We start from the raw sequence: 24,783 nt of genomic DNA, 5'->3' as shown, positions 1-24,783 counted from the left end.
GTCGCCTTGAATGAAAGAGGAGCACTTTGTGACATTCTGAAACGTTGCCGACAAGCCGGCAACATTTGACGACAATCAGAATTCAGCGCACAGGATCAATCGCCCGGCTTGTCATCATCGTCGGAAAGCACGCGCCACGCCGCCCCTTCCAGATCATCGTATTGCCCGCTTTTCAGAGACCACAGGAAGGCGGCGAGCCCGAGTCCACCCAGAAAGAGCGCGATCGGGATCAGGTAGATCAACATGTTCATGAGGCAAGCCCCGCGTTCGGGCCGGCAAAGCCAACACTCGCTATACTCTGCCCGCCCTCGCCCTCTTCTTTTAGCGCCAGACGGTTGAGCCTCAGCGCATTGAGGACGACGATGATCGACGAGGTCGACATGGCGACGGCCGCGATCAGCGGGCTGGCAAAGCCAAGAATGGCGATCGGCACGGCGACGATGTTGTAGCCGATGGCGAGCACAAAATTCTCGCGAATGAGGCGTCCCGCCCGGCGCGAGGCCTCGATGGCAAAGGCGACCGAATCAAGGTTCTGCCGCACGAAGATGAAATCGGCGGCCTGTCGTCCGACATCGGCGGCAGTCGCCGGCGCGATGGACACATGGGCGGCAGCAAGCGCCGGCGCGTCATTGATGCCGTCGCCGACCATCAGAAGCTTGTGGCCCTCAGCCTCGACGGCGGCGCAAAAGGCGGCCTTGTCGCGCGGCGAAAGTTCGGCCTTCCAGTTGTCGATGCCAACCCGGCGGGCAAGTGCCGAGACGACCGCGCTGCGGTCGCCGGAGAGAATACCGACGGTAAAACCTTGGCCTTTCAGAAGGGCAATAGCCTTCTCGGCGCCAGGCCGCAGCGTGTCTTCGAAGCGGAAGGCCTGCACTTCACGGCCATCGAGTGAAAGGACGACTTCGGAATAGGTGTGATCGCCCATCTCAGCAGTGCTCTGCGCACAGGCGAATCTGCGGCTGCCGAGGCGATAGATGCCCTTTGCGGTCTCGGCCTCAATGCCGGCGCCGGGAATCTCGCGAACCGCGTCAAACGTCTTTGACGGGACGGAGGCTACGCGCGAAAGCGCCTGCGACAGCGGATGGCGTGAATGGCGGGCAAGGCCGGAGGCAATGGCGAATGCCTCGGCGTCAATCGCGCCGGCGTCAACCAGTTGCGGCTTACCGATCGTCAAGGTTCCGGTCTTGTCGAAGGCGACCGAGTCTATTTCGGCGAGGCGCTCCATGGCGGAGCCATCCTTGACCATGATTCCGGCCTTGAACAGCCTGCCGGCGGCGACGACCTGAACCACAGGCACGGCGAGGCCGAGCGCGCAGGGACAAGTGATGATGAGCACCGCGACCGCCACCAGCAAGGCATGTTTCCAGTCACCGTCATAAAGGCCCCAACTGAGGAAAGTGAGAAGCGCCGTCAAGTGCACGGCCGGAGCGTAGAACTGCGCGGCGCGATCGGCGATACGGCGATAACGCGCCCGGCCGCCTTCCGCGGCTTCCATCAGGTTGATGACCTCGGCGAGGAAGGAGTTCTTTGCCGTGGCGGTCGCCTCCAGCTCCAGGGAGCCCGTCAGGCTTAACGTGCCGGCCTGCACAACATCACCGACGCCGACCTGCAACGGAGCGCTTTCGCCATTGATGATCGACACATCCATGTCGCTCGCGCCCGTCACGATCACGCCGTCGACCGGAATGCGATCGCCGGCGGCGATCGCCACGTGATCCCCCACGCGGACATCTTCCAGTGCGCGGTATTCACGCGATCCATCCTCACCGACCACCATGGCGCCGCGCGGAGAAAGCCGCGCCAGTCCGCTGATCGCCGAGCGAGCCCGATCGCGCATGATATGGTCGAGCGTACGACCGATCAGCAGGAAGAACAGAAGCGAAGCGGTCGCGTCGAAATAGGCCTGTTCGCCGTGGTGGATCGTTTCCCACAGCGAGATGAAATAGGAGAGCGTGATACCGATCGCGATCGGCACATCCATATTGCTGCGGCCATGCTTCAACGCATTCCAAGCCGATTGATAAAAAAAACGGCCGGCATAGATCAATGCCGGCGCGGCGATCATCGCCGAGATCCAGTGAAACAGATCCCGTGTCGAGGAATCCGCCCCGGACCAGACAGAAACAGAAAGCAGCATGATATTGGTCGCGGCGAATCCGGACACCGCAACAGCGCGAATCAGCCGATTGCGCATCGCATCGGAGGCTTCCTCCGCCGCAGTGAAAAGATGTGATTCGTACCCGGTCGCGGCGATCGCCCGGGCGAACTCGAGCGGATCGGTCGGAATCTCGCCAATCTTGTCTTTCCACACGACCGAGACGCGCTTTGTCGAGAGATTGACGCGCGCGCGCTCAACTTCCGGACGGGCCCTGAGAGCCCGCTCGATCGTGCTGATACAGGCGCCGCAATGCACAGCGGGAACGCTGAGATCGGTCTGCAACAGGCCATCCCCCAAGTCGCGGCTCGCGAGCCTCAGCTCTTCCGCTGTCGGAAGGGCGTGGCCCGCACGCTCGATGTCGAGCGCGCCTTCGGTTCCCGCTGCGCAGCAGCTCATTTCGTCTCTCCAATGACGGCGATTCGGTTTGCCTCATGCATGATCGTCTTACCATCGCGCGTGGCGATCACCTCGACGATCCAATAACCTGGCAGAACCGGACCGGTCGCCTCATAGTGACCAGCGTCGGTCGCCTGAAATTCGGCGAAGAAATCCTGCTTCTCGCCGACCGGGCGCTTGAAATGGGCCGTCACCTTGTCGGCAACCACCGGCCTATTGCCGGGCAGCATCAACGTGTAGTGAATCTGCTGCCCTTTGACCTCAAGCTTGCCCTTAATGCCCGTCGCCAGCATACCGCGAATGGCGGCCGCCTTGTCGTTGAACTCCTGGCTGGCGACATAAGTGTTCGGCACCACCAGTCCGCTCCACGTGGAGGACGCGAAATAGGCCATGGTGAAGTTCACCGTAAACACCGTGCCGAAGAACGCCACCATGATCGCCAGCATGTGCCAACCTGTGAAGACGAACCCGGCCTTTTGTTCCCCTACAGTCATTTTCTCACTCCAGGAGCAAAGAATACAGCTTTGTAAGTGTCGGTCTCATCGCCATCGGCGTCTTTGACAACGAACCTGAAATCTTCATTGGACCAAGCGACCTTGTCGCCGGGCATCGTCAGGAAGATTTTAAGGTTGGTTACTTGGTCGGGCTCAACGGCGACGGTGATCGCGCGCGGACTGTCCGTCTCCATACCGTTCACCTTCATCGTCGCGTCAGGAATACCTTCGAGCGACACGATGATATTGCGCGGTTGCGGTATCATGTTCAAGATGCGCACCGCATAGCCGTTGCGGATCGAGCCATCGGACTCGAGCACGTATTGCGGATTGCGATCATGCAACACGTTCACTTCAAGCCGGTCACGGCTGAGCAGCGCAACCATCAGCCCGATGCCTACCGCACCCCACACACCCATGTAGAGCAGCGTACGCGGACGGAAGATGATCCGCCAGTCGAAATGACGGATCTTGTCGCTGAACGAACCGTCGGGATTACGCACGTTGCTTGGGTCGATGGCGGTCGCACCATTGTTGGTCGCCATCATCATGTTCGACTGATACTCATCCAGCGTCGCATAAGCGATCAGGCCGCGCGGCTTGCCGACCTTATCCATGACGCTGTCGCAGGCGTCAATGCAAAGGGCGCAGGTGATGCACTCGAGCTGCTGGCCGTCACGGATATCGATGCCCATCGGACATACGGCGACGCAGGCATTACAGTCGACACAGTCACCGACAGCCAAGCCGGCAGCGGCTGCCTTCTTCGAGCCGCGGGTGCGCGGTTCGCCACGCCAGTCGTTATAGGTGACGACCAACGAACTTTCGTCCAGCATCGCTGCCTGAATACGCGGCCACGGGCACATGTAGATGCACACCTGCTCACGCATAATTCCGCCGAAAACATAGGTCGTTGCGGTGAGCACCGCGACGGTTATGTAAGCGACTGGTTGCGCATAGCCTGTGACAAAGTCGATAGCGAGCGTCGGCGCATCGGCAAAATAGAAAATCCACGCACCACCGGTCGCAACCGCAATCGCCAGCCAGATCAGGTGCTTCGAAACACGTTTAACGATCTTGTTGAAGGTCCATGGGGCATTTTCGAGCTTCATACGAGCGTTACGATCACCTTCAATCGCGCGTTCGACCACGAGAAAGAGATCAACCCATACCGTCTGGGGACAGGTGTAACCACACCAGGCGCGACCGACGGCGGAGGTAATGAGAAACAGACCGAATCCGGCCATGACGAGCAGGCCCGCAACGAAGAAGAACTCCTGCGGCCAGATCTCTATGAAGAAGAAGTAAAACCGCCGGTGCGCCAGATCGATCAGAACCGCCTGGTCGGGCGCATAAGGCCCGCGATCCCAGCGCAGCCACGGCGTAAGATAATAAATACCGAGCGTGACCAGCATGACCAGCCACTTGAACTGGCGAAAACGCCCTTCGGCCCGCTTCGGGAAGATCTTCTTGCGCGCCTCGTAGAGAGGACGGCGGATTTTCGCCGACATGACCGCTTCGGCCTCATGGCGCTCAACTTCCACGGTCTCGCCTGCTTGTTTGTTTTCAGATTGAAGATTCATCAATGGGACCTCTGTGCTTGGGTCTCTTCTCCCATGCCGCATCCTAGCCTACCTTGACTTATATCAAGCAGCGGCGAAGCGTCGCAATGCGAACTATTTTCATTCCAAATCCGGTTTCACACGGCTCTGACAGGTCAATCCCGCTCTGCATCGTGCCCGAACAGGCGCGCCCTGCCCTACAATAAAAAAAACCACGCCTGCAGGCGTGGTCGAGGGTAGACAAGACTATCCGGCGAAGGGCGACGGCCCGGTTGGGCCGTCGCCTCATCAGCTTACTCGCCACCGCCGAGGGAGTGGACGTAGATCGCCAACTCCTTGACTGTGGTATCGCCCAGACGTGCAGTCCAAGCAGGCATGACGCCATGCTTCGGATTGGCGACTTGGCCAGCGATCTGGGCTTCCCCCTGGACCTTCAGCCAGATCGCGTCGGCCAAGTTCGGCGCACCGAAATCGCGACCGCCCTTGGCATCCGCCCCATGGCACGCCGCGCAATTGTCGGCGAACACCGTCTTACCCGGCTCGATCATGCTGGGATCCGCCGGCGTACCGGTCAGGCTGACGACATAGGCTGCCACCTGCTTGATCTGTTCCGGCTCGAGAATGTCGACAAAGGCCGGCATCTGAGAGACGCGGGTGTCAGGATCGCTCTCATAACGAATGCCATGGGCCAGCGTGGTGTAGATCGTTTCCAGATCACCGCCCCACAACCAATCGTCGTCATTGAGGTTGGGATAGCCGATCCCACCCTGCGCACCCGAACCATGGCACGGCGTGCAGTTGACCCTAAAGGCGGCCGCACCACCAGCCGTCGCAAACTCGGCCAAAGCAGGGTCGGCGGCGATCTCGGCAAGCGAAAGCGCAGCGATCTTGTCGAGATAGACCGACTGGGCAGCCTTGGCCGTGGCGAGTTCGCCGGTCAGGGCCGAGCGATTGGTGACACCCAAAATACCCTTGGTGTTGGTCGTGAGAAGCGGCCAGGCCGGATAGAAGACCGTGTAACCGATTGCCCATACGATACAGGCATAGAAGGTCCACACCCACCAGCGCGGCATCGGGTTATTCAGTTCACGGATACCGTCCCACTCATGGCCAGTGGTTTCGACGCCACTGATTTCGTCTACGTGTTTTTGTGCCATCGATTAGTCCTCCTTAAGAGGGATGCTGGCGGCCTCATCAGCGGCCTTCTTGCCACCGGGCCGTAAAATGAAAACGATAACGCCGACGAAGAACAGGGCCATGGCGAGCAAGCCCCAGCTATCCGCAAAGTGGCGCATGGCCGTATAAGTTTCCATGGGTCCCCCTCCTCAGCGATAGCCGGTGGCGTCGTCGTAGGTGGTGAAATCAACCAGCGTACCGAGCATCTGGAGATAGGCGATCAGCGCGTCCATCTCCGTCAATTGCGTCGGATTGCCGTCGAAATCGCCGACCTTGGCCTTGGGATAGCGAGCAAGCAGTCCCTCAGTGTCCGCGTTCGGATCCGCCTGAGCGGCAAGATCCGCCTCGGCATTCGCCAGCATCTCGTCGCTGTAAGGCACGCCGACGGAGCGATTTGCCTTCAGATCCATAGCAATGCTGGCGACCTTGAGCGGGGTCGTCTTAAGGAACGAGTAGCTCGGCATGATCGATTCCGGCACAACGTCGCGCGGTTCGGTCAGATGCTGGACGTGCCATTCATTGGAATAGCGGTCGCCCACGCGGGCCAGATCCGGTCCCGTACGCTTCGAACCCCACTGGAACGGATGGTCGTACATCGATTCCGCAGCGAGCGAGTAGTGACCGTACCGTTCCACTTCATCGCGGAACGGACGGATCATCTGGCTGTGACAGACGTAGCAGCCTTCGCGGATGTAGATGTTGCGACCAGCCAGCTCGAGCGGCGAGTAGGGCCGCATGCCCTCCACCTTTTCGATCGTGTTCTCAAGATAGAAGAGCGGAGCGATTTCCACGATACCACCGATCGAGACGACCAGAAGGGACCCAAGGAAGAGAAGGCTGGCGTTCTTCTCGATGATTGCGTGTTTATCAAGAATAGACATGTTTAGCCTTCCCCTTATTCAGCCGGCTGGACGGCGGCAGGAACGGTGGAGCCCGGAATCGGAGCTTCCTGACGTTCGTAACCGAGGATCGTCATGAGGACGTTGTAGGCCATGATCACACCACCGGTCAGGTACATGGCGCCACCGATGGCACGCAGCACATAATAGGGGTACATGGCGGCGACCGACTCGGCGAACGAATAGACCAGGAAGCCCTGCTCATCGTATTCACGCCACATCAGACCCTGCTGGATACCGGCGACCCACAGAACAGCGGCGTAGAGAACGATGCCGAGGGTGGCGAGCCAGAAGTGCCAGTTGACCAAGCGCAGCGAGTAGAGACGGTTGCGGTTCCACAGCTTCGGCGTCAGGTAGTAGACGGCACCGAAGGTGATCATGCCAACCCAGCCGAGAGCGCCGGAGTGAACGTGACCGATGGTCCAGTCCGTGTAGTGGCTGAGCGAATTGACCGACTTGATCGACATCATCGGACCTTCGAAGGTCGACATGCCGTAAAAGGCGATGGCGATGACCATCATGCGGATGATCGGGTCGGTACGGATCTTGTCCCAAGCGCCCGAAAGCGTCATCAGACCGTTGATCATACCACCCCACGACGGCATCCACAGCATGATGGAGAAGACCATGCCAAGCGTCTGCGCCCAGTCCGGCAGAGCCGTGTAGTGCAGGTGGTGCGGGCCTGCCCAGATATACATGAAGATCAGCGCCCAGAAGTGGATGATCGACAGGCGATAGGAATAGACCGGGCGGCCGGACTGCTTCGGAACGAAGTAATACATCATGCCGAGGAAGCCCGCCGTCAGGAAGAAGCCGACGGCGTTATGACCATACCACCATTGGGTCAAAGCATCCTGAACGCCGGAGAAAGCCGAATAGCTCTTCACACCGAGGAAGGAGACCGGCATCGCCAAATTGTTGACGATGTGCAGCATGGCGATCGTGACAATAAAGGCCAAGTAGAACCAGTTCGCCACATAGATATGCGATTCACGCCGCGTCATGATCGTGCCGAGGAAGGTGATCAGATAGGCAACCCACACAACCGTCAACCACAGATCGACGTACCATTCAGGTTCAGCATATTCACGGCCCTGGCTGATGCCGAGCAGATAGCCCGTCGCGGCCATGATGATGAAAAGCTGATAGCCCCAGAAGACGAACCAGCCAAGTGAACCACCGAACAGCCGCTGCCGCGAAGTCCGCTGCACGACGTAGAAGGAGGTGGAAATCAGCGCATTGCCGCCGAAGGCGAAGATGACGGCCGAGGTGTGCAGAGGACGCATCCGGCCGAAGTTGAAGAACGGCTCGATATTGAGGTCCGGAAAGGCCAGCTGCAGCGCCACAACGACGCCGACGAGGAAGCCTACAACGCCCCAGAACACCGTGGCGATCACGCCGTATTTGACGACCTCGTCAAAGTACTCGGACTTGATCTGAGCCGGCGTCTTGACGTTGACCGGTGCGAACGTCATGCGGCGCAGCATAACGATCGTTCCCGCGGTCAGCACAAAAAACGCCACCCACATATGGGTAGCGAACAAGCTGTCGTGGGCAAAGGCCACCCCGAGCAGCGCGGCGAAGGCCAAGACGGCCATCACCATTGTTTCTAAAGTGTAATTCATTGTTGGTATCCCCCAACGCTTGCTGATCACTCACGAAATCGATTCCCTGATGGGAGAATCCTCTCGCCTCATGTGCACAATTCGCATTCAGCCCCACAATCCACCTTGATCCAAATCAATGCAAGCCGGGACTAAATTGCCGAAACATATAACTCAAGCTTCCCATTCTGCGAATTGCAGCCTGAGCGCCATGCGTCATCGCAGCGCAGGTTGAGGGAGAAGGCTATTTTGGCGCAGCCGACCGTACGTGGAGGTCTCCCACGACGGTGACCAAAGCACGGAGACGCGGCAGTGCAGGCAAAATCGATGAGCAATGATCCGAACGAAGCCATGCAGTTCCTTGGGCAAAGATTCGCCCAAAAGCCCTGTCAGCAATCTCTGGATTGGCTGCGCCAGGCGCATGAGGAGCAATTGGCGCTCTGCGACGAGCTTGAAGCAATCGCCGATTCGCTGCCGGGCAACGTCAATCGGCAGAAATGTATCTATGCGGCCAAGTCGCTGGACCCATTGATCAAGGGCGTGCACCACTACGAAGAGAACATCCTTTTTCCCTGGCTCGAAGGCGCCAGCCGCGATGTCGAACACCTGCGCGAGACGCTCGACAGGCTGAAATTCGAACATTGCGAGGACGAGTGCTTCGCCGAGGAACTGACCGACGCACTCCTCAAACTCGGCTCAGGCGCAACCGTCAATATGGAAGCGGTCGGCTACATGTTGCGCGGTTTTTTTGAAGGAATGCGACGCCACATTGCATTCGAACGCGAATATCTCCTGCCGCGTGTTCCGAAGGGCGTGACGACTAGCGGAGACAATTGATTGCCCCCCGCGCAACATCAACTGAACGCTATGGTCTGAAGCACATATTTGCCAAGCCCATCTCCGGGTTCCCGTCAGGCAGCGATACTTACCGTCGAATTTGACTCGTTCACGAGGGTGATGATGGCGCCCATGACCTCGCCGCGCGACGAGCGTAGCGGCACAACTCGGTTGCGTAGGGACAGCCCCTTGCCCGAGACACGCCAACAACAGAAGCCTTCCGAAGGCTCGCCGGCGAAACACCGATCGAGTTGATGGCTGATCGCCTCAGCGGACTGAGCATCGTCGACAAAGTCAAACAGATTAAGTCCGACGATCTCAAGCTGTGTCGCCTCCAGCAATCTCGCATGGGCGGCGTTGGCATAGAGAAAACGACTATCGAGCGTTACCACCGCGATGCAATCCGGCATACCGTCGAGGATCGACTCGTTGAGATTCTGCACCTCGCCGCCCCCGCGCACCTCCAAGCCGGCCAGTTCTATCGGAGGGCAATCACTGTGTTGGCGCGTGTCGCCGAAATACCGGTCGAGCAGGAGCGACAGCACGGCCGCATGGCGCTGGACACAGGAGCGGTCATCAGCATCTTCGCGAATGAGGCTGCCGATGAAGCGCAATTGCATATGGATCTCGGCGTCGTTGTTCGCATGATGCTCAACGACAGCGGTGATCAGCGGATCAAGCTCCCGGTCAAGCAATCTGACAAGTTGATCGTCACCAGCCCTTATCGCCTGTTGAAGCTGCAGATTCTTCAGCGAAACCGCCTCGAACAACGGTAGCAGGCTGGACTGTGAGGAGACTTGTATGGCCAATTTGTCGACTACCAAAAACACAAACGAGGAAAAGTCGCCATCGACGGAATGCAGCCGGAGCGTGCAACCACATTGATGCATCCAGCGGCAACTAACATGAATGATGCTCATCTTCAATTGCCCAACTTTAGGGTAGTCACAGATGGCCACGCCGGAGGAGATCGTGATGAGACCCGAAATTGCGGCGAAAATAGTGTTTTCGGCATAAACTCTTCGATCGCCGCCGAGCTGACCGAAACAAACACCAAAAAAAGTCAACCAAGAGCAGCTACAGCTCTCGTTTGATATTCCAGCGGTCGTGATACCAAAGCCATTGCTCCGGATATTCCCTGACCCAGGATTCGACCTTGTTGTTGAGAAGCTGGGCGGTGGCGGTCACATCAAGCTGGCCGGCGGCATTGCGTGGCAGGTCGACCTTCGGCTCTATCTCGAGCCGAAAGCGATTGCCAGGAAGACGGATGCAGCGCACCGGATAAACATCGCACCCGAACTGGCGCGCCAACTTGGCAAGCAACGGATTTGTTTTGACGTCACGGCCGAAGAATTGCGTCGACACGCCCTTCTTGAATTTCTGATCCACCAATACGCCGACCCCGCCGCCGCTTTCCAGCTGGCGGGCAAGAGCGAAGGACGAACCGGCGTGCGACGGCACAAGCTTGCCCATGCGCTTGGCGCGGAACTCGAAGACCTTCTCGCCGATATAGGGGTTGTTCGGCGGACGAAACAACACCGTCACGTAGAGCCCAAAAGCGGCGCCTGCCACCGGCAACAGCTCAAAATTCCCGGTGTGGGCGGAAAAGACGATGAACGGGCGCGGATTGTCGCGCAGATCAAGGAAGATCGGAATGCCGGTCACCTCGATGCGTCCACCAACCGGCTTATCCGGATCGAAATCGAACAAACGATCGAGAAAGACATATTCCGCCGCCAGCCGGCCCATATGCCCCCAACTGCCGATTGCGATCGCCTCGACCTCGCCCTCGCTCTTTTCTGGAAAAGCGTTGCGCAGATTGGTCAGCATCAGCTTGTGACGCTTGGTCTTCGGGCCAACATAGCGCATCAGCCGGTCAGCGAAATTGATCGCCGGATCGGCCGGGAAGACCTTCAGCAACGTCAGGAAGCCAAAGGCGAACTGCGCCACGGCCCATTGCGAAAAACGGCGCGACGCAAGGACAAGCCGGGTGATGAAGAGCTTCACGCTCAGTCCATCCGCAGGATTATCTTACCGAACACCTGCCGGCCTTCCATGCGAGACAAAGCCCGGTCGATGTCCTCGAACCTGACCTCGGTGTCGATCACCGGATGAACGATGCCGCGCGCCATCTTCTGCATGGCATTCGCCATGTTCTCCATGCGGCAGCCGAACGAGCCAAAAAGCTTCAGTTGCTGCTGGAACAGCATCATCAGGTTCATATCCGTCGAGACGCCCGACGTTGAGCCGCAGGTGACCAATCGGCCTCCCCGCTTCAAGCAGAGCATCGAGCCGGCCCAAGTGTCCTTGCCGACATGCTCGAACACGACGTCGACGCCCTTCTTCTTGGTCAGCTTGCGCACCACGCCTTCAAACCGGTCGGTGCGATAATTGATCACATGATCGGCGCCAAGCGCCTTCGCTGGCTCGATCTTGTCGTCCGAACCCACCGTGGTGATGACGGTGCAGCCGATCTTCTTGGCCAACTGGATCGCCGCGGTACCGATACCGGAGCCGCCGGCGTGGACGAGAATGGTCTCACCGGACTCTAGCTTGGCATTGTCGAACAACATGTGTTCGACCGTACCGAATGTCACCGGCGCCAGTGCCGCAGCGACAGCGTCGACTCCGGGAGGGGCCGGGACCAGCAGACGCGCCGGAAGATTGATCTTTTCCTGGGCAAAACCGTCAAGGTGAAAGCCATGCACACCACCGACATGTTCGCAAAGATTGTCACGGCCTTCTCGACACGGCTTGCACAGACCGCAGGTGCGCGCGCCGTAAACGGCGGCGAGCTGGCCGGGCAGGATATTGCCGACGCCAGGCCCGATCGCCTCGACCACGCCGGATGCTTCCGCGCCGATGGTAAGCGGCATCTTGCGCTTGGCGAAAGCCATGCCGCGCCAGCCCCAGACGTCGATGTGGTTCAGGGCCACAGCCTTGACACGAAGCGTCACCTCGCCCGGACCGGGCGCATCCGGCTCCGGAAGGTCAACGATTTCGAGTTTGCGGTCTTCAACGAGTTGCAGTGCGCGCATTGGTCTATCCTCGCCGTCAAGGCGTTCATCTCAGGTACTGGAATACGGTCCGTCGCTTAAGCCGGTTCACGCGTCATGACAAGACTGGCGTTCTGCCCGCCGAAACCGAAGGAGTTCGACAGGACGGCCGAAACCTCGGCCTGACGCTTCACGTTCGGCACGACATCCAATTCCATTGTCGGATCCGGATTGGTGTAGTTGATGGTCGGCGGCAGCGTACCCGTCAACATTGTCTGGATCGAGAACACCGCCTCGACCGCACCAGCGGCCGTCAGCGTGTGACCGATCATCGACTTATTGGAGGAGACCGGGATGGATTTCAGGCTGTCGCCAAAGACGGCCAGCATAGCGCCATATTCCATCTTGTCATTCTCCGGCGTCGAGGTGCCGTGCGCGTTGATGTAGCCGATCGCGCTTTCCGAAAGGCCAGCATCCGAAAGTGCCGCTTTGATCGTCGCGATCGCCGGCCCGCCGTCGGGCGAGGAACGCGTGCGATGGAAGTGGTCGGCCTTCTCGCCGCAGCCCTGCATGATACCAAGAACCTTGGCACCGCGGGCGATGGCATGTTCCAGCGATTCCAGCACCAGGGTCGCCGCCCCTTCAGCGATGACGAATCCGTCACGATCCTTGCTGAACGGCTTGGATGCCTTCTCCGGCGGATCGTTCTGGGTGGAAAGCGCCGACAGAAGCGAGAAGCGGATGACCGATTCCGCGCTGACCGAACCATCGGTCGCAACGGTGAGCGCCCGTTGTGTACGGCCCTGGCGGATGGCTTCCACGCCAAGCTGGATCGCGGTCGCACCCGAGGCGCAGGCGGTCGACAGCGTCACCGGCAGGCCGCGCGTGCCAAAACGGTCGGCTAGGCGTTCCGAGATCGAGCCGAACTGAACCGCCTCGAGAAACACCGGATCCCCCTTCTGCCGCATGGCGGTGAGAAAGCGCTCATAGGCGTCGCCGGGATGGCTCGGCGGCGGAGAACGCTCGGCAAGAGCGAAGCGGTCGGCCCATTCCGGCTCGATCGGCGGAGCGGCGAGGAAGAGCGGACCATTGAAGTCACCGGAAAGGCCGGCCTGCGCCAGCGCTTCGATTGTCGTCTCCCGCGCCATGGCAAAGGAACGCTCGACAGAATTCGGTGCAGGGATCTCGATGAAATCAACGGTGCCCGCGATGCGCGTCGACATGCCCTCGGTGTCGAAGCGGTTGATGTAGTGAATGCCGGATTTACCGGAGGTCAGCGCATTCCAGTTGTCGGTAAGTCCCTGGCCAAGCGAAGTGATAACACCCATGCCGGTTACGGCGACGATCGGACGGCCGAGATGGTCCTTGAAACGGTTGTCAGTCATGATCTCAACTCCTCAGGCATCGGCAGAAACAAGCGCGATGCCTTCACCGCGCGTATAGCCGACCGTCGTCACCACGGCATGGCGGGCGGGTGCGGTCATCACCGCTTCGTGCGCCAGATCGAAGGGCGGGACCTTGACACCGGAATCGACGGCAAGGGCGGCGAGCACCAGACCGAGCGGGAACTGCGCCTCCAGCCCATGGCCGGTCTCCCCACCATAACCACGCACCGGAACACCGGCAAAGGCCTGTTCGAGCACAGCCTTTTCGCGCTTGGCGAGATCATGCAAACCACTCGAACCGGAGAACACCACAGTGTCCGAGGCCTTCACGTCGCCAGCGAGCGTCGCCAACCGGGTCAGACGTCTTTCGAGGCCACCCTCTTCGCGTTTGCCTCGATCACCTTCGACAGCATCCAGCACCGCATAGACGTGCGCGCCGCGGGCTTCGGCATGAGCTCGGCTCTCCAGCATCAGGAAGGCGCCGACAGTGCCGAGGATCATGCCGCCGCCCTCACCCGCCTCGCGCGACCAGAGCGGCTGCCAGTCCCCGGTCGAATGGGCCTGGATACCCTCGACCAGAAGCAGGATGTCGGCCCGTTCGGCGACGAAGGCGCCGCCGACCAGCGTGTGGGTCGATTGACCGGCCTTTATACGGGAAAAGGCAGTCTCGATCGCCGAAATGCCAGCCGATTCTTCGCCCATGAAGGTGCGCGACGAACCGGTTACCTTGTGGACGATGGAGATATTGCCAGCCATCAGGTTGGACAACTGCGCGAGAAAGAGCGTCGGGCGAAGCTCCGTCTTGAGCTTCTCGATCAGCAGCCGTTCGCGGTCGTTGCGCTTCAGCGCCTCGTCGACAATCAGGCTGTCGACCGCAATATCGCGCTCGCCGCCGCCAGCGGCGACGATCAGATCCATCGATCCACAAGCTTCCGCGTCGTCCTTCATCCCGGAATCATCGAGCGCGAGACCAGCGGCATAGACACCGAGACGCTGCCAGTTCTCCATCTGGCGCTGGTCACCGCGCTTCGGTATCTGCGCAGACCAGTCGATTTCCGGCAGTCTATGCACCGGATAGGGCTTGAATTTCTCCGTCTCCAGCACTGGCGGCAACGCACTCGCCGACGACAGAAGGGCGAGGTGCGCCTCTTTGCCGGTGCCATGGCAGGTGACGATGCCAATTCCGGTGATCACCACATCGTTCGGCTTCTTGTTCATTTGCTATCCTCTGGCCGGCGAAACGGCCGGCACATCGAACCCACGGCTTTCAGGGTCCGCATCCGTCAGAAAAGTACAGAGCTGAGCGCTCCGATGCAGCCCTGTTTAGTGGGCGGCGGCGATGGCTTCCATCAGGCCGATCTCTTCGGCGCGCCGGCGCACGATGTCAGCCAGTGGCACCTCGCTGAAAGGCATGGTGCGGAGCTTCAGCTGCGCGTCGCAGATCTTCTTGCCACCGCTTGAGATCCTTGCCTTGGTCACGGCGAAGCCGGAACCATCGTGTTCCAGTTCGGCCTCGATCTCAAGAATCGCGCCGGGCTCGACGAAGGCGCGCATCTTGGCGCCGTCGACCGACATCAGGAACGGCATGGCAGAGAAGTCCTTGGCCGCAAGCACCAGCATGCCGGAAGCCTGCGCCATCGTCTCTATCAGCAGAACGCCCGGAACAAGCGGCATGCCGGGAAAATGGCCCTCGAAGACCGGGCTCTTCTGCGGCACGACCGAGCGAGCCCTGAGTTTGCCAAGGCCGAGGTCAACCGCCTCGACCTTGTCGATCATTTGGAAATACTCGAGCAGCATGAAAGACCTCCGCCCTTGCGGCGGTTCAGCCCTTGGCCGCCCGCAATTCGTCGATCTTGGCGCAGAGATTCTTCAGGACGAAGTATGCCTCGGTCGAAACCTTGCCTTCATTCACTTCCTGGGTCCACTGCTCGAGCGGGATCTTGATGCCGAATTCCTTATCGATCGCAAAGACGATGTCGAGGAAATCGAGGCTGTCGATGCCGAGGTCGTCGATCGTATGGCTTTCGGGCGTAATCGTCTCGCGGTCGATTTCGCTCGTTTCAGCAATGATGTCGGCAACTTTGTCGAATGTAGCGGTCACGCCAATTACCTCATGTGTCAAAAATCTGTGTTCCACATAGGGAAAACGATACTAAATGCCAATGGGAAGTTTGGTCGGCGCCGAAAATTGCTGCCCAAGTGTTGCTCAAACAGCAATCGAATGGCGACCTTTGCCCGTAGCCAGATAGCTGTCGAACACTGCGGCAACGCTACGGGCAAAGGGCTTTCCGGCTTCCGTGAGGCGGAACTCTTCTCCAACGATCTCACATATGGCATCCGGATTCGAGGCCGCGTATTGCCGCGCCTCGGCGATGACGGTCTCGCCGAGGCGCGGGAAACCTTCGCGAACCGTTTCGAAAGAAAAGGCGAAGCGGCACATGATCTCCTCGATCACATGGGCACGCAACCGGTCGTCGTCGGACAACTCGATACCGCGCACCACCGCCAGTCCCTCCGCATCGGCCATGCGCTGGTATTCGCCGGTCGCCGGCATATTTTGCACATACCCTTGCGGCAACTGCCCAATCGAAGAGGCGCCGAAGCCGATCAGCGCTTCCGCCGTATCATCTGTGTAACCCTGGAAGTTGCGGCGCAAGCGCCCCTGACGGGCGGCGACGGCAAGGCGATCATCGGGCTTGGCGAAATGGTCGATACCGATCGGCTCGTAGCCTGCCTCAACCAGCATGTCCGCCGCCTGGGTCATCTGGGCAAAACGCGCCTCGACGTCGGGCAACGCCTCTTCCGGAATCATCGTCTGATGCTTTTTCATCCACGGTACATGCGCATAGCCGAAAAGCGCGATCCGGTCCGGTGACAGCGAGACAATGTCATTCACGGTCGCCTCCAGCGTTGCCATCGTCTGGTACGGCAGACCGTAGAGAATGTCGCAGTTGACCGAATGGACGCCCCTGCCCCTGACCGCATCGACCACCGACTTGGTCTGCTCGAAGGTCTGGACGCGGTTGATGGTCTTCTGCACCTTAGGATTAAAGTCCTGGACACCAAGGCTCGCCCGCGTCATGCCGATCGCGGCAAGCGCATCATAGCGCGCTTCGTCGAGGTCGTTGGGATCCATCTCCACGCTGATCTCGGCGTCATTGCGGAAATCAAAGGCAGCACGGAAGGCTTTCATCAGATCGACCAGGTCATGCGGCCTGAGCATGGTTGGCGAGCCACCGCCAAAATGCAGTGCGCTGACCTTGGCGCCACGACTGACAAGACTGCCAACCTTGGCGATCTCCTTCTTCAGAGACACAAGATAGGTCTCGATCGGCTCATATTTAAGCGTATGCTTGGTGTGACAGGCGCAGAACCAACACAGGCGATCGCAATAGGGAATGTGCACGTAAAGCGACAGGTCATGCTGACTACCAAGCTCACTCAGCCACTGCGCATATTTGCCGCACTGCACATCCCCATGAAAATGCGGTGCAGTCGGATAGCTCGTGTAACGTGGAACGGAGCCGGAATACTTGGCCAGCAGGGAGTTTTGCATGTCTACGCCGATCATCGAATAGAATTCTGAGCACTATTCGTAGTGCCGCACGCGTCTCGCGCCTTTGACTTCGATCAATTTGCTGCTATTTTGCCAACGGCACGTTTGCATGGACGTGCGGCGGAGATCGATCACAAGATTCATAGCGAGCGACAGGCAGAATTCAGCCAGGGCGGTTTGGCGTCAGACGGGATCGAAATCATGGATGCGCACAAAAAATACACAAATGAATGCGAAGCGCCTGCCATCTGCAAGGCCTGCGAGGCCCGTCATGGCGGCATATGCGCGACCCTGACCGCAACGCAGCTGGTCGAGCTGAACAAGCATTCCAACCGTCGCAAGGTCGAAGCCGGCAATGAAGTGATCGGCCAAGGTGAGAACGTAGGCGCTTACAGCAACATTCTGAAGGGCGTCGTCAAACTGTCGAAGATGATGGCCGATGGCCGCCAACAGATCGTCGGTCTTCAATTCGCTCCCGACTTCCTTGGTCGACCATTTCTGAGTGAAAGCTCCATCTCTGCGGAAGCCGCGACAGAGACGGAGATCTGCTCCTTTCCCCGACCGATCATTGAACGCCTCGTTGGCGAATCCGCGGACTTGGAGCGCAAACTGCATTCGCAGTCACTCAAGGAACTTGACGAGGCCCGCGACTGGATGCTGACCCTTGGTCGCAAAACGGCACAGGAGAAGGTAGCAAGCTTCCTCTATCTGATTGCCACCCACATCGATCCGGAAAGGACAAGCGGCAACTCCTCAACCTTCGACCTGCCGCTGTCGCGCGCTGACATCGCCGATTTTCTCGGTCTGACGATCGAGACTGTGAGCCGGCAGATGACCAAACTGCGCAAGGAAGGCACAATTGTCATCGAAAACAATCGTCATGTGATCGTTCCCGACACGCGTCGGCTGCGCCACGCCGCAGGCAACGATTGACGCGCCAAAGACCTTCAAACACTCCAAAATAGGACATTATTCCGGAGGGGGAGCGATTCCGTTTTTCCGGCCGTTGCGCTAGCGAGTGACGATGATCTTGGTGTTTTTCAAGCCGTTGGCTGTCGCCATCGAGAAGAAACGTGCAGCATTGTCCGGATGCAGTCGCACGCAGCCATGCGAGGCCGGCCGGCCGAGGCGTTTCAAGTCGTAGGTTGCATGCACAGCATAGCCGCCATGGAAGAAGATCGCATAGGGCATGGGCGCATTGTCATACTTGCGCGACCGATGGTTTTTCGACGCCCACTTGGCACGATAATTACCGAGCGGCGTGACATACCCCTTGCGAGCCGTCGACACTTTCCAGCGATACGTGACGATACCGTTCTGCGATACCGTCATCGTCTGATTGGAGATGCTGATGCTGGCGACAAGGTTGCTGGCTGACGCGGCGATCGGCTGTAATTGCAGGCACAGAAAGGCCGAAGCGGCCAGAAGCAGTTTACGCATGACATTCCCCCGGTCTTGTTTTCACCCCTTGGTGGGCTTCTTACCAAGTCACTGTAAGATAAATTCGAATAAATACAGCTAATCTTCAAGGATAAGTTTGTCTTAATCGAATTCGCCACTGCGCCCGCAGGCCGGCGGTCAGAAGATCTGTTCGAGCCCGAGCAACGCAACCGTCAAGACTGTCAGCACAGCGCAGCTTGCATAGAATAGCGCGACACCCGTCTCGATGTCGCCGACGCTGGCGACCGAGCGGCCCGAACCGTTGATCATCGGTTCGCTGACCCGCTCGCCACCATAGATGCGGGGGCCCGTCAACTGGATGTCGAGCGCACCGGCGAAAGCCGCCTCCGGCCAGCCGGAATTCGGCGAGCGATGTAGGCCGGAATCACGCAAGGTCACGGAAACCGATCGGCGGGCGGCTCGGCCTCCCAGCCGAAAAAGCGTGGCAGTGGCGATCAGCAGGCTCGACAGGCGCGCGGCCGGCCAGTTTGCCAGATCATCGAGACGCGCCGCAGCCCAGCCGAAATCCCGATACCGCTCGTTCTTATGACCGATCATCGAGTCGGCAGTGTTCAGCATCTTGTAGGCGAGAAGGCCAGGAAGTCCGGCAAGGACATACCAGAGCGCCGGCGCCACCACGCCGTCGGCGAAATTCTCAGCCAGGCTCTCTATCGCCGCCCGGCAGACGGCCGGCTCGTCAAGCGCCTGCGGATCTCGGCCGACGATCATCGACACCGCTCGACGCCCCCCTGCCAAGCCCTCCTGTCGAAGGCCAATCGCCACCGCCGAGACATGGTCACCCAGACTCTTCTGCGCGAGAAAAACCGCAACCAACAGCATTTCCAGAAGGAAGCCGAAAGGCCCGAGGGCGCGAAACAGGTCTGAAAGCACCCGACCGATGACCGCCGACAGGGCGAGAAGCAAAATGATCGACGCGACACCGTTTCGACGCCGCGTGGTCGCCGAAGCGCCTTCGCGATTGAGACGTTTGTCAAAGAAGGAAATACCGTGGCCGAACAGCACCACCGGATGCGGCAGGCGCGCCCAGAGCGCCGGCGGATCGCCGACGATCCGGTCGAGAATGAGTGCTCCGACAAGAGCGGCAAGGATCCAAGCGCTCATGCCAGTCTCCAGCCGGACAACGCCGTGGCGAGACGACTGTCCGCGGCTTCGTCCGGCGTAAGGCCGAAACGCAGCCAGGTCGGGGCATAGTCAAACCTGCGGGTCAGGATGTGCGCCCGACAAAGGTGCTCGTGAAGCTCGGCAGCACACGGATCGGCGACGAGGGCGAAGAGATGCGTACTGCCCTCGATGGTCAAGCCGGCGCCGGACAGCACGCGCTGCAACCCGGCCCGTCGGGCTGCGACAAGGTCGCGAAGCGGGGTCGGATCGGCCGACAGCAGATCGACGGCGACGCCAAGCGCCGGGCCTGACACCGCCCAGGGGCCCAACCAATCGGCGAGGCGTTCGAGGATTGGTGCGCCGGCAATGACGAAGCCGAGGCGTATGCCAGCCATGCCGAAGAATTTTCCGAATGAGCGGAAGACCAGAAGATTGGATCTGGAGCCCGCCATCGCCGCCAGACTCTCCTCCGGCACGCCATCGCCGAAAGCCTCGTCGACGACGAGCAAGCCCCCCTCGCCCGCCAACTGGTCGGCCAGTGCCAGGAGAGTGTCAGCCGGGTATAGCCCGCCGGTCGGATTGTTGGGATTGACGATGACGACAAGGCCGGACTGTGAATCGATGTCGGTCAGATCGGCAACCGGATCGACGCGAAATCCACTCGCCTCCATGACCCGGCCGTATTCGCCGTAGGTCGGCGCCAGGATAGTAACAGGCCTCTTACGATCGGCGAGTTTTGGCAAGAGCTGGATGACCGACTGCGTACCGGGAACGGCAAGCGGCAGTGTCTCGCCCGAACGGTAGAAATCGCGCGCCGCGCGCCGGGTCCGCTCAAGCAGATCCTCGTCCGGCAAACGATGCCATACACGGGCAGAAAGATCGGGCAGAGCGGGTGGACAGGGATTGAGGCCGGTCGACAGGTCGAGCCAATCCTGCGGCTGGCCGCCATAATGCGCCGCGGCTAGGGCAATACCGCCACCATGGACAATCAGCGCGCTCATACAGCATCGTCCTGAATGTCAATCAGATGCATGAAGGAGCCAGCGACATTGCCGCGCCGCAACCCCACCACGCCAAGGGAGCTACCAACCGCATCCTGAGCGACGAAAAGCCGGTCGGCCGCCCCTTCGGAGACAATCGAGGCGTAATGGAATTCATGCGCCGTCATCGGGCGGCTGAAGAAGGTCCCATCAACCGGGCGGATGCGGCGATAGCCCAGATGACGCTTACGCGCCGCATAGCTGGTAACGAGTGGCAGGAGCCCAAGCATCGGATGGACGGCGCTTTCGGCATCGATCAGCGCATCGCCCAGCACCATGTATCCGCCGCATTCGCCGAAAATCCTCGCGCCGCGCACGTGGGCATCAAGCATACCGTTACGGAAGGCTCCGGCTGCCGCGATCCGGCCCGCATGCAGCTCTGGATAGCCACCGGGCAGATAGACCGCATCGGCATGGGCGGAAGGCACCTCATCGGCAAGCGGAGAGAAGAATGAAAGCTCAGCCCCCGCCGCCTGCCAGCCCCTGAGCACATGGGCATAGGAGAAGGCAAAGGCGATGTCGCGGGCGACCGCGATCCGCTGGCCGATGGGTGGCAGGGGCGGAACGGCTCCGTCCACCGCGTCGGGTCGCGTACCGCGCGACAGAGCGAGCAACGCATCAAGGTCGCAGCCCTGCTCGACCGCGAGCGAGGCGCGCTCGATGAAAGCCTCGAGTTCACCATGCTCGCCCGCCTGGACGAGGCCGAGATGGCGCTCAGGCAGATGCAAAGACGGATCGGAACGGATCACGCCAAACACCGGCATGGCAATCCCGTCGAGCGCAGCGCGCAGCATGACCTCGTGCCGGTCGGATCCGACGCGATTGAGGATAACGCCGACCACCTCGGTGTCGGGGCGAAAACCGGCAAAGCCACTGACCAGCGCCGCGACAGAATGAGAGGTCTTGGCGCAGTCGACCACCAGCACGACATTGAGGCCAAGCAGTGCGGCAAGATCGGCAGGCGATCCGGATCCGTCGGCAGCACCATCGAACAAACCCATCATCGCCTCGACGATCAGTAGTCTGTCGCCCGACGCATGGTGCGCCGCATTGGCGCGAAGCAGCGCGCCGCGCATCGCCCAGGGATCGAAGTTGAGGCAGATCTGGCCGCTCGCCGCCGCATGGAAAGCAGGGTCAATATAGTCAGGGCCGGCCTTGCCCGGAGCAACCGCCAGCCCTCGCTTCTTTAACGCCCGCAGCAGCCCCAGCGTTACCGTCGTCTTGCCCGAACCGGAACCCGGCGCGGCAATCAGAAAACCGTTCATGCCCTGTCCTTCTCGCTCCGCGCGGCGAAGGGATCGGGCGCAAGCACGCGGCCGGAGAGCGCGCCCAGCCAGTCGAGAGACGGCCGCAACCGCACCACCTCGCCGACCACGACGATCGCCGGTGGTTGAAGCCCGGAGGCCGCTACATCCGCTTCAGCCCGGCCAAGCGTCGTCTCCAATACCGACTGCGAGGCGGTCGCCGCATCGCAAACGAAGGCGACGGGCTCGGCGGGCGAGCGTCCGGCGGCAATCAGGTTTGCGCTGATCGTGGCGATGTGTTTCATCGCCATATACATCACGATCACGGGTGAGCCGCGACCGATCGCGTCCCAGTCGATCCGGTCGGGCACGACGCCGGAGCTGTCGTGCCCAGTCAGGAAGGTGACTGCATGGTTGATCTCGCGGTGCGTGACCGGAATACCGGCATAGGCCAGGCCGCCGATGCCGGCGGTAATACCGGGCACGATGCGGAAGGGAACGCCGTGATCGATCAGAGTCAGCGCCTCCTCACCGCCACGGCCGAAAACGAAGGGATCGCCACCCTTGAGGCGCAGCACCCGGTGTCCCGCCTTGGCAAGTTCGACAAGGCGCAGCGAGATATCGCGTTGCTTGGCCGACGGCTTGCCGCCGCGCTTTCCGGCATATTCCATCCGTGCGCCCGGGCGGGCGAGCTTCAGGCACTCTTCGTTGACCAGGGCGTCGTGCACGATCACATCGGCCTCGGACAAGGCCTTGGCGGCCAAAAGCGTCAGAAGGCCGGGATCACCCGGTCCGGCGCCAGCCAGCCAGACATGGCCGGGCTGGATCGATGGAAGCTTGGAGAATGGATCGAAACGCATGAACATGCTCTAGGCCCCGCTTGGCGAAATTGCAATCACCGAGGGCGCGCGTGGCGCTTCCGGATAGCCCTCGCCTCGCCTATAAAGATCAGCATGAAAAAAGCCGCCACATCCGCTCTGCCGTCGGGCGAAACCGATCGCGTCGACAAGCCCGACAGCCACCTTCGCACTGGCTGGACGACGGGTGCCTGCGCGACGGCAGCGACCAAGGCGGCGCTGACGGCCCTGATCACCGGCGCGTTTCCCGACCCGGTCAGCATCCGGCTGCCGCGCGGCGAGGAACCGGCCTTCGCCCTTTCCTTCGAAACGCTCGGCGACGGCTATGCGACAGCCGGCATCGTCAAGGACGCCGGCGATGATCCGGATGTGACCCATGGGGCAACCGTAGTCGCCTCGGTGCGCCCACTGCCGCCGGGAAGCGGTATCCACTTTGCTGCCGGCGACGGTGTCGGCACGGTGACCAGGCCAGGCCTGCCGATCGGCGTCGGCGAGCCGGCGATCAATCCCGTGCCGCGCTCGATGATGACGGCGGTTGCCGAAGAACTGTGCGCCGCCCACGGTCTGCCGGCCGATGTCGAGATCTGCATTTCCATCCCCGGCGGAGCGGAGATCGCCGAGAAGACCTGGAACCCGCGTCTCGGCATCATCGGCGGCCTGTCCGTGCTCGGCACGACCGGGATCGTGCATCCGTTCTCCTGCGCCGCCTGGATCCATTCGATCCATCGCGGAATCGACGTTGCCCGCGCCGAAGGCACACCGCATGTCCTCGGCGCCACAGGATCGACCTCGGAGAAGGCAGCGCAGGTCTTTCACAACCTTGCTGATGGTGCCTTGCTCGACATGGGCGATTTCGCCGGCGGCCTGCTCAAATATCTGCGCGTTCACCCCGTGCCGCGTCTCACCCTTGCCGGAGGCTTTGCCAAGATGGCAAAGCTGGCGCAGGGTGCGCTTGACCTGCATTCCTCGCGCAGCCAAGTGGACAATGCCTTCCTCGTCTCGCTGATCGACGGCCCTACGCTCCCCCCTGACGCCAAGGAACGGATGCTTAACGCGAACACGGCTTTGGAACTCCTTGAATTATCGCATGAAAATTCAATCGACATCGCTTCCGCCGTTGCCACGCGGGCACGCAGGACGGCGATCGATACTCTAAGGGGCGCAGAGGTTTCGGTCGATGTGATCGTCACCGACCGGCAAGGGAAAATCATTGCTCATGCCATCTGAGCCGCCGGAAACCGTGCTGATTCTTGGAGGCACCGCCGAGGCCTTTCACCTGGCCGAGCGACTGGTCGAACGCGGCGACCTGCGCGTTATCACCTCGCTGGCCGGGCGCACGCAGGATCCGGTGCTGCCACCCGGAGAGGTGCGCATCGGAGGATTCGGGGGCGCGGAAGGCTTGGCCGCCTTCATGCTGGAGAATGGCGTGACGCGGCTGGTCGATGCCACCCATCCCTTTGCCCATCGCATCTCGCAAAACGCGATCAAGGCAGCGGCCCAAGCGGGAATTGCGCTTGAGCATCTGGTCCGTCCCGGATGGGAGCGGCAGCCCGGCGATCACTGGCACGAGGTAACGTCGCTCGATGAGGCGGCCCGCGCTTTGCCGGCCGGTGCGACCGTGTTCCTGGCGCTTGGCCGGCAATACCTCGACGCATTTGTGGCCCGCAGCGACTGCAGATTTGTCATCCGCATGGTCGACGCGCCGCAAACGCCCCTCGCCTTTACCGATTACACGCTGATCCTCGGCAGGCCTTCGGCCGATGCGACCCGCGAGGCAGATCTCTTTTCCGCCCACGGCATCACCCACGTCGTCTGCCGCAATTCTGGTGGGGCCGCCGGCTATGGCAAGATCGAGGCCGCCAGACAGTTACGACTGCCCGTAGTGATCCTCTCGCGCCGCATTGAACCCACATCCCCAACGCTCGAAAAGGGCCGTAGTTAGAGGGCAAACCGGCCTGTGTCCTCAAGCCCGTCACCGTGCCCCACAATGCCACGGCTTGCTCATCAGTTCGCGCCG

25 protein-coding genes are annotated in these 24,783 nt (G+C 60.6%); 4 read left to right on the top strand and 21 right to left on the bottom strand.

Translation table 11 applies throughout. The features are described 5' to 3' along the window. Positions 1–95 precede the first annotated feature (95 nt). The 8 genes from ccoS to ccoN form a co-directional block, all read right to left on the bottom strand. Positions 96–251, bottom strand: a complete 156-nt coding sequence (gene ccoS / locus RNA01_RS09800) for a cbb3-type cytochrome oxidase assembly protein CcoS (RefSeq protein ID WP_147179922.1) — start codon at positions 249–251, stop codon at positions 96–98. Then, positions 248–2,554 (bottom strand): cation-translocating P-type ATPase, encoded by a 2,307-nt coding sequence (locus tag RNA01_RS09795; RefSeq protein WP_147179918.1) that lies wholly within the window; start codon positions 2,552–2,554, stop codon positions 248–250. Before RNA01_RS09795 ends, ccoS begins: the two co-directional genes overlap by 4 nt. Beyond that, positions 2,551–3,048, bottom strand: coding sequence for a FixH family protein (locus RNA01_RS09790; RefSeq protein ID WP_147179915.1), 498 nt, complete (start codon positions 3,046–3,048; stop codon positions 2,551–2,553). The genes RNA01_RS09795 and RNA01_RS09790 overlap by 4 nt, the downstream gene beginning before the upstream one ends. After that, a complete protein-coding gene (ccoG, locus tag RNA01_RS09785) occupies positions 3,045–4,631 on the bottom strand; it encodes a cytochrome c oxidase accessory protein CcoG (protein ID WP_147179987.1) in 1,587 nt (528 codons plus the stop codon). Before ccoG ends, RNA01_RS09790 begins: the two co-directional genes overlap by 4 nt. A 272-nt stretch (positions 4,632–4,903) precedes the next feature. Further along, entirely contained in the window at positions 4,904–5,767 is an 864-nt protein-coding gene (ccoP, locus tag RNA01_RS09780) for a cytochrome-c oxidase, cbb3-type subunit III (RefSeq protein ID WP_147179912.1), read from the bottom strand. A 3-nt stretch (positions 5,768–5,770) separates the two neighbouring features. Beyond that, positions 5,771–5,923 carry a cbb3-type cytochrome c oxidase subunit 3 gene (locus tag RNA01_RS09775; protein WP_147179909.1) on the bottom strand — a complete coding sequence of 51 codons (153 nt, stop codon included), beginning with the start codon at positions 5,921–5,923 and terminating at the stop codon, positions 5,771–5,773. 12 nt (positions 5,924–5,935) lie between these two features. Further along, positions 5,936–6,667, bottom strand: a complete 732-nt coding sequence (ccoO, locus tag RNA01_RS09770) for a cytochrome-c oxidase, cbb3-type subunit II (RefSeq protein ID WP_147179906.1) — start codon at positions 6,665–6,667, stop codon at positions 5,936–5,938. Positions 6,668–6,681: 14 nt separating this feature from the next. After that, complete coding sequence (ccoN, locus tag RNA01_RS09765; RefSeq protein WP_147179903.1) at positions 6,682–8,310, bottom strand: cytochrome-c oxidase, cbb3-type subunit I; 1,629 nt, start codon at positions 8,308–8,310, stop codon at positions 6,682–6,684. A 306-nt stretch (positions 8,311–8,616) separates the two neighbouring features. Here ccoN and RNA01_RS09760 point away from each other — a divergent pair, with 306 nt between their 5' ends. Beyond that, positions 8,617–9,126, top strand: coding sequence for a hemerythrin domain-containing protein (locus RNA01_RS09760; protein ID WP_147179900.1), 510 nt, complete (start codon positions 8,617–8,619; stop codon positions 9,124–9,126). A 74-nt stretch (positions 9,127–9,200) separates the two neighbouring features. Here the strand turns inward: RNA01_RS09760 and RNA01_RS09755 are convergent, their stop codons facing one another. The 8 genes from RNA01_RS09755 to hemN form a co-directional block, all read right to left on the bottom strand. After that, entirely contained in the window at positions 9,201–10,193 is a 993-nt protein-coding gene (locus RNA01_RS09755) for a PAS domain-containing protein (protein WP_147179897.1), read from the bottom strand. A 10-nt stretch (positions 10,194–10,203) separates the two neighbouring features. Then, on the bottom strand, positions 10,204–11,133 hold the full coding sequence (locus RNA01_RS09750) for a lipid A biosynthesis lauroyl acyltransferase (protein ID WP_147179894.1): 930 nt from the start codon (positions 11,131–11,133) through the stop codon (positions 10,204–10,206). 2 nt (positions 11,134–11,135) lie between these two features. Beyond that, entirely contained in the window at positions 11,136–12,164 is a 1,029-nt protein-coding gene (locus RNA01_RS09745) for a zinc-binding dehydrogenase (protein WP_147179891.1), read from the bottom strand. A gap of 56 nt (positions 12,165–12,220) precedes the next feature. Then, entirely contained in the window at positions 12,221–13,507 is a 1,287-nt protein-coding gene (locus RNA01_RS09740; protein ID WP_147179888.1) for a beta-ketoacyl-ACP synthase, read from the bottom strand. A 12-nt stretch (positions 13,508–13,519) separates the two neighbouring features. Further along, on the bottom strand, positions 13,520–14,725 hold the full coding sequence (locus RNA01_RS09735) for a beta-ketoacyl-ACP synthase (RefSeq protein WP_147179885.1): 1,206 nt from the start codon (positions 14,723–14,725) through the stop codon (positions 13,520–13,522). Positions 14,726–14,830: 105 nt separating this feature from the next. Continuing rightward, positions 14,831–15,304 (bottom strand): 3-hydroxyacyl-ACP dehydratase FabZ family protein, encoded by a 474-nt coding sequence (locus RNA01_RS09730; RefSeq protein WP_147179882.1) that lies wholly within the window; start codon positions 15,302–15,304, stop codon positions 14,831–14,833. 25 nt (positions 15,305–15,329) lie between these two features. Next, positions 15,330–15,608 (bottom strand): acyl carrier protein, encoded by a 279-nt coding sequence (locus tag RNA01_RS09725; RefSeq protein WP_168474252.1) that lies wholly within the window; start codon positions 15,606–15,608, stop codon positions 15,330–15,332. A 105-nt stretch (positions 15,609–15,713) separates the two neighbouring features. Beyond that, positions 15,714–17,063 (bottom strand): oxygen-independent coproporphyrinogen III oxidase, encoded by a 1,350-nt coding sequence (gene hemN, locus RNA01_RS09720; protein WP_147179983.1) that lies wholly within the window; start codon positions 17,061–17,063, stop codon positions 15,714–15,716. Between the two features lie 201 nt (positions 17,064–17,264). Here hemN and RNA01_RS09715 point away from each other — a divergent pair, with 201 nt between their 5' ends. Beyond that, entirely contained in the window at positions 17,265–17,996 is a 732-nt protein-coding gene (locus RNA01_RS09715) for a Crp/Fnr family transcriptional regulator (protein WP_147179880.1), read from the top strand. 78 nt (positions 17,997–18,074) lie between these two features. On the opposite strand, the gene RNA01_RS09710 is transcribed toward RNA01_RS09715, so the two are convergent. The 5 genes from RNA01_RS09710 to cobA form a co-directional block, all read right to left on the bottom strand. Continuing rightward, a complete protein-coding gene (locus RNA01_RS09710) occupies positions 18,075–18,503 on the bottom strand; it encodes a L,D-transpeptidase (RefSeq protein ID WP_147179877.1) in 429 nt (142 codons plus the stop codon). A gap of 138 nt (positions 18,504–18,641) precedes the next feature. Next, positions 18,642–19,625 (bottom strand): adenosylcobinamide-phosphate synthase CbiB, encoded by a 984-nt coding sequence (gene cbiB / locus RNA01_RS09705; RefSeq protein ID WP_147179874.1) that lies wholly within the window; start codon positions 19,623–19,625, stop codon positions 18,642–18,644. After that, positions 19,622–20,626 carry a threonine-phosphate decarboxylase CobD gene (gene cobD / locus RNA01_RS09700; RefSeq protein ID WP_147179872.1) on the bottom strand — a complete coding sequence of 335 codons (1,005 nt, stop codon included), beginning with the start codon at positions 20,624–20,626 and terminating at the stop codon, positions 19,622–19,624. The genes cbiB and cobD overlap by 4 nt, the downstream gene beginning before the upstream one ends. Further along, a complete protein-coding gene (locus RNA01_RS09695) occupies positions 20,623–21,930 on the bottom strand; it encodes a cobyrinic acid a,c-diamide synthase CobB (RefSeq protein WP_147179870.1) in 1,308 nt (435 codons plus the stop codon). Before RNA01_RS09695 ends, cobD begins: the two co-directional genes overlap by 4 nt. Beyond that, positions 21,927–22,769, bottom strand: coding sequence for a uroporphyrinogen-III C-methyltransferase (cobA, locus tag RNA01_RS09690; protein WP_147179867.1), 843 nt, complete (start codon positions 22,767–22,769; stop codon positions 21,927–21,929). Before cobA ends, RNA01_RS09695 begins: the two co-directional genes overlap by 4 nt. Positions 22,770–22,862: 93 nt before the next feature. On the opposite strand from cobA, the gene RNA01_RS09685 reads away from it, so the two are divergent. Together RNA01_RS09685 and RNA01_RS09680 are read left to right on the top strand one after the other, a co-directional pair. Further along, a complete protein-coding gene (locus RNA01_RS09685; protein WP_147179864.1) occupies positions 22,863–23,993 on the top strand; it encodes a cobalt-precorrin-5B (C(1))-methyltransferase in 1,131 nt (376 codons plus the stop codon). Beyond that, a complete protein-coding gene (locus RNA01_RS09680) occupies positions 23,983–24,708 on the top strand; it encodes a cobalt-precorrin-6A reductase (RefSeq protein ID WP_147179862.1) in 726 nt (241 codons plus the stop codon). Before RNA01_RS09685 ends, RNA01_RS09680 begins: the two co-directional genes overlap by 11 nt. The last annotated feature ends 75 nt before the right edge of the window (positions 24,709–24,783 follow it).

The sequence above is a fragment of the Paenirhizobium naphthalenivorans genome, assembly GCF_007992095.1.
GTDB lineage: Bacteria > Pseudomonadota > Alphaproteobacteria > Rhizobiales > Rhizobiaceae > Allorhizobium > Allorhizobium naphthalenivorans.
The sequence above is the reverse complement of the archived record's forward strand: the minus strand, read 5'-3'. Positions and strand labels throughout refer to the sequence as shown.

Excerpts from the sequence above, each read along its gene's own strand:
- ccoS (WP_147179922.1), bottom strand. The coding sequence starts at position 251 with ATGAACATGTTGATCTACCTGATCCCGATCGCGCTCTTTCTGGGTGGA.
- RNA01_RS09795 (WP_147179918.1), bottom strand. The coding sequence starts at position 2,554 with ATGAGCTGCTGCGCAGCGGGAACCGAAGGCGCGCTCGACATCGAGCGT.
- RNA01_RS09790 (WP_147179915.1), bottom strand. The coding sequence starts at position 3,048 with ATGACTGTAGGGGAACAAAAGGCCGGGTTCGTCTTCACAGGTTGGCAC.
- ccoG (WP_147179987.1), bottom strand. The coding sequence starts at position 4,631 with ATGAATCTTCAATCTGAAAACAAACAAGCAGGCGAGACCGTGGAAGTT.
- ccoP (WP_147179912.1), bottom strand. The coding sequence starts at position 5,767 with ATGGCACAAAAACACGTAGACGAAATCAGTGGCGTCGAAACCACTGGC.
- RNA01_RS09775 (WP_147179909.1), bottom strand. The coding sequence starts at position 5,923 with ATGGAAACTTATACGGCCATGCGCCACTTTGCGGATAGCTGGGGCTTG.
- ccoO (WP_147179906.1), bottom strand. The coding sequence starts at position 6,667 with ATGTCTATTCTTGATAAACACGCAATCATCGAGAAGAACGCCAGCCTT.
- ccoN (WP_147179903.1), bottom strand. The coding sequence starts at position 8,310 with ATGAATTACACTTTAGAAACAATGGTGATGGCCGTCTTGGCCTTCGCC.
- RNA01_RS09760 (WP_147179900.1), top strand. The coding sequence starts at position 8,617 with ATGAGCAATGATCCGAACGAAGCCATGCAGTTCCTTGGGCAAAGATTC.
- RNA01_RS09745 (WP_147179891.1), bottom strand. The coding sequence starts at position 12,164 with ATGCGCGCACTGCAACTCGTTGAAGACCGCAAACTCGAAATCGTTGAC.
- RNA01_RS09740 (WP_147179888.1), bottom strand. The coding sequence starts at position 13,507 with ATGACTGACAACCGTTTCAAGGACCATCTCGGCCGTCCGATCGTCGCC.
- RNA01_RS09735 (WP_147179885.1), bottom strand. The coding sequence starts at position 14,725 with ATGAACAAGAAGCCGAACGATGTGGTGATCACCGGAATTGGCATCGTC.
- RNA01_RS09730 (WP_147179882.1), bottom strand. The coding sequence starts at position 15,304 with ATGCTGCTCGAGTATTTCCAAATGATCGACAAGGTCGAGGCGGTTGAC.
- hemN (WP_147179983.1), bottom strand. The coding sequence starts at position 17,063 with ATGCAAAACTCCCTGCTGGCCAAGTATTCCGGCTCCGTTCCACGTTAC.
- RNA01_RS09715 (WP_147179880.1), top strand. The coding sequence starts at position 17,265 with ATGGATGCGCACAAAAAATACACAAATGAATGCGAAGCGCCTGCCATC.
- RNA01_RS09710 (WP_147179877.1), bottom strand. The coding sequence starts at position 18,503 with ATGCGTAAACTGCTTCTGGCCGCTTCGGCCTTTCTGTGCCTGCAATTA.
- cbiB (WP_147179874.1), bottom strand. The coding sequence starts at position 19,625 with ATGAGCGCTTGGATCCTTGCCGCTCTTGTCGGAGCACTCATTCTCGAC.
- cobD (WP_147179872.1), bottom strand. The coding sequence starts at position 20,626 with ATGAGCGCGCTGATTGTCCATGGTGGCGGTATTGCCCTAGCCGCGGCG.
- RNA01_RS09695 (WP_147179870.1), bottom strand. The coding sequence starts at position 21,930 with ATGAACGGTTTTCTGATTGCCGCGCCGGGTTCCGGTTCGGGCAAGACG.
- cobA (WP_147179867.1), bottom strand. The coding sequence starts at position 22,769 with ATGCGTTTCGATCCATTCTCCAAGCTTCCATCGATCCAGCCCGGCCAT.
- RNA01_RS09685 (WP_147179864.1), top strand. The coding sequence starts at position 22,863 with ATGAAAAAAGCCGCCACATCCGCTCTGCCGTCGGGCGAAACCGATCGC.
- RNA01_RS09680 (WP_147179862.1), top strand. The coding sequence starts at position 23,983 with ATGCCATCTGAGCCGCCGGAAACCGTGCTGATTCTTGGAGGCACCGCC.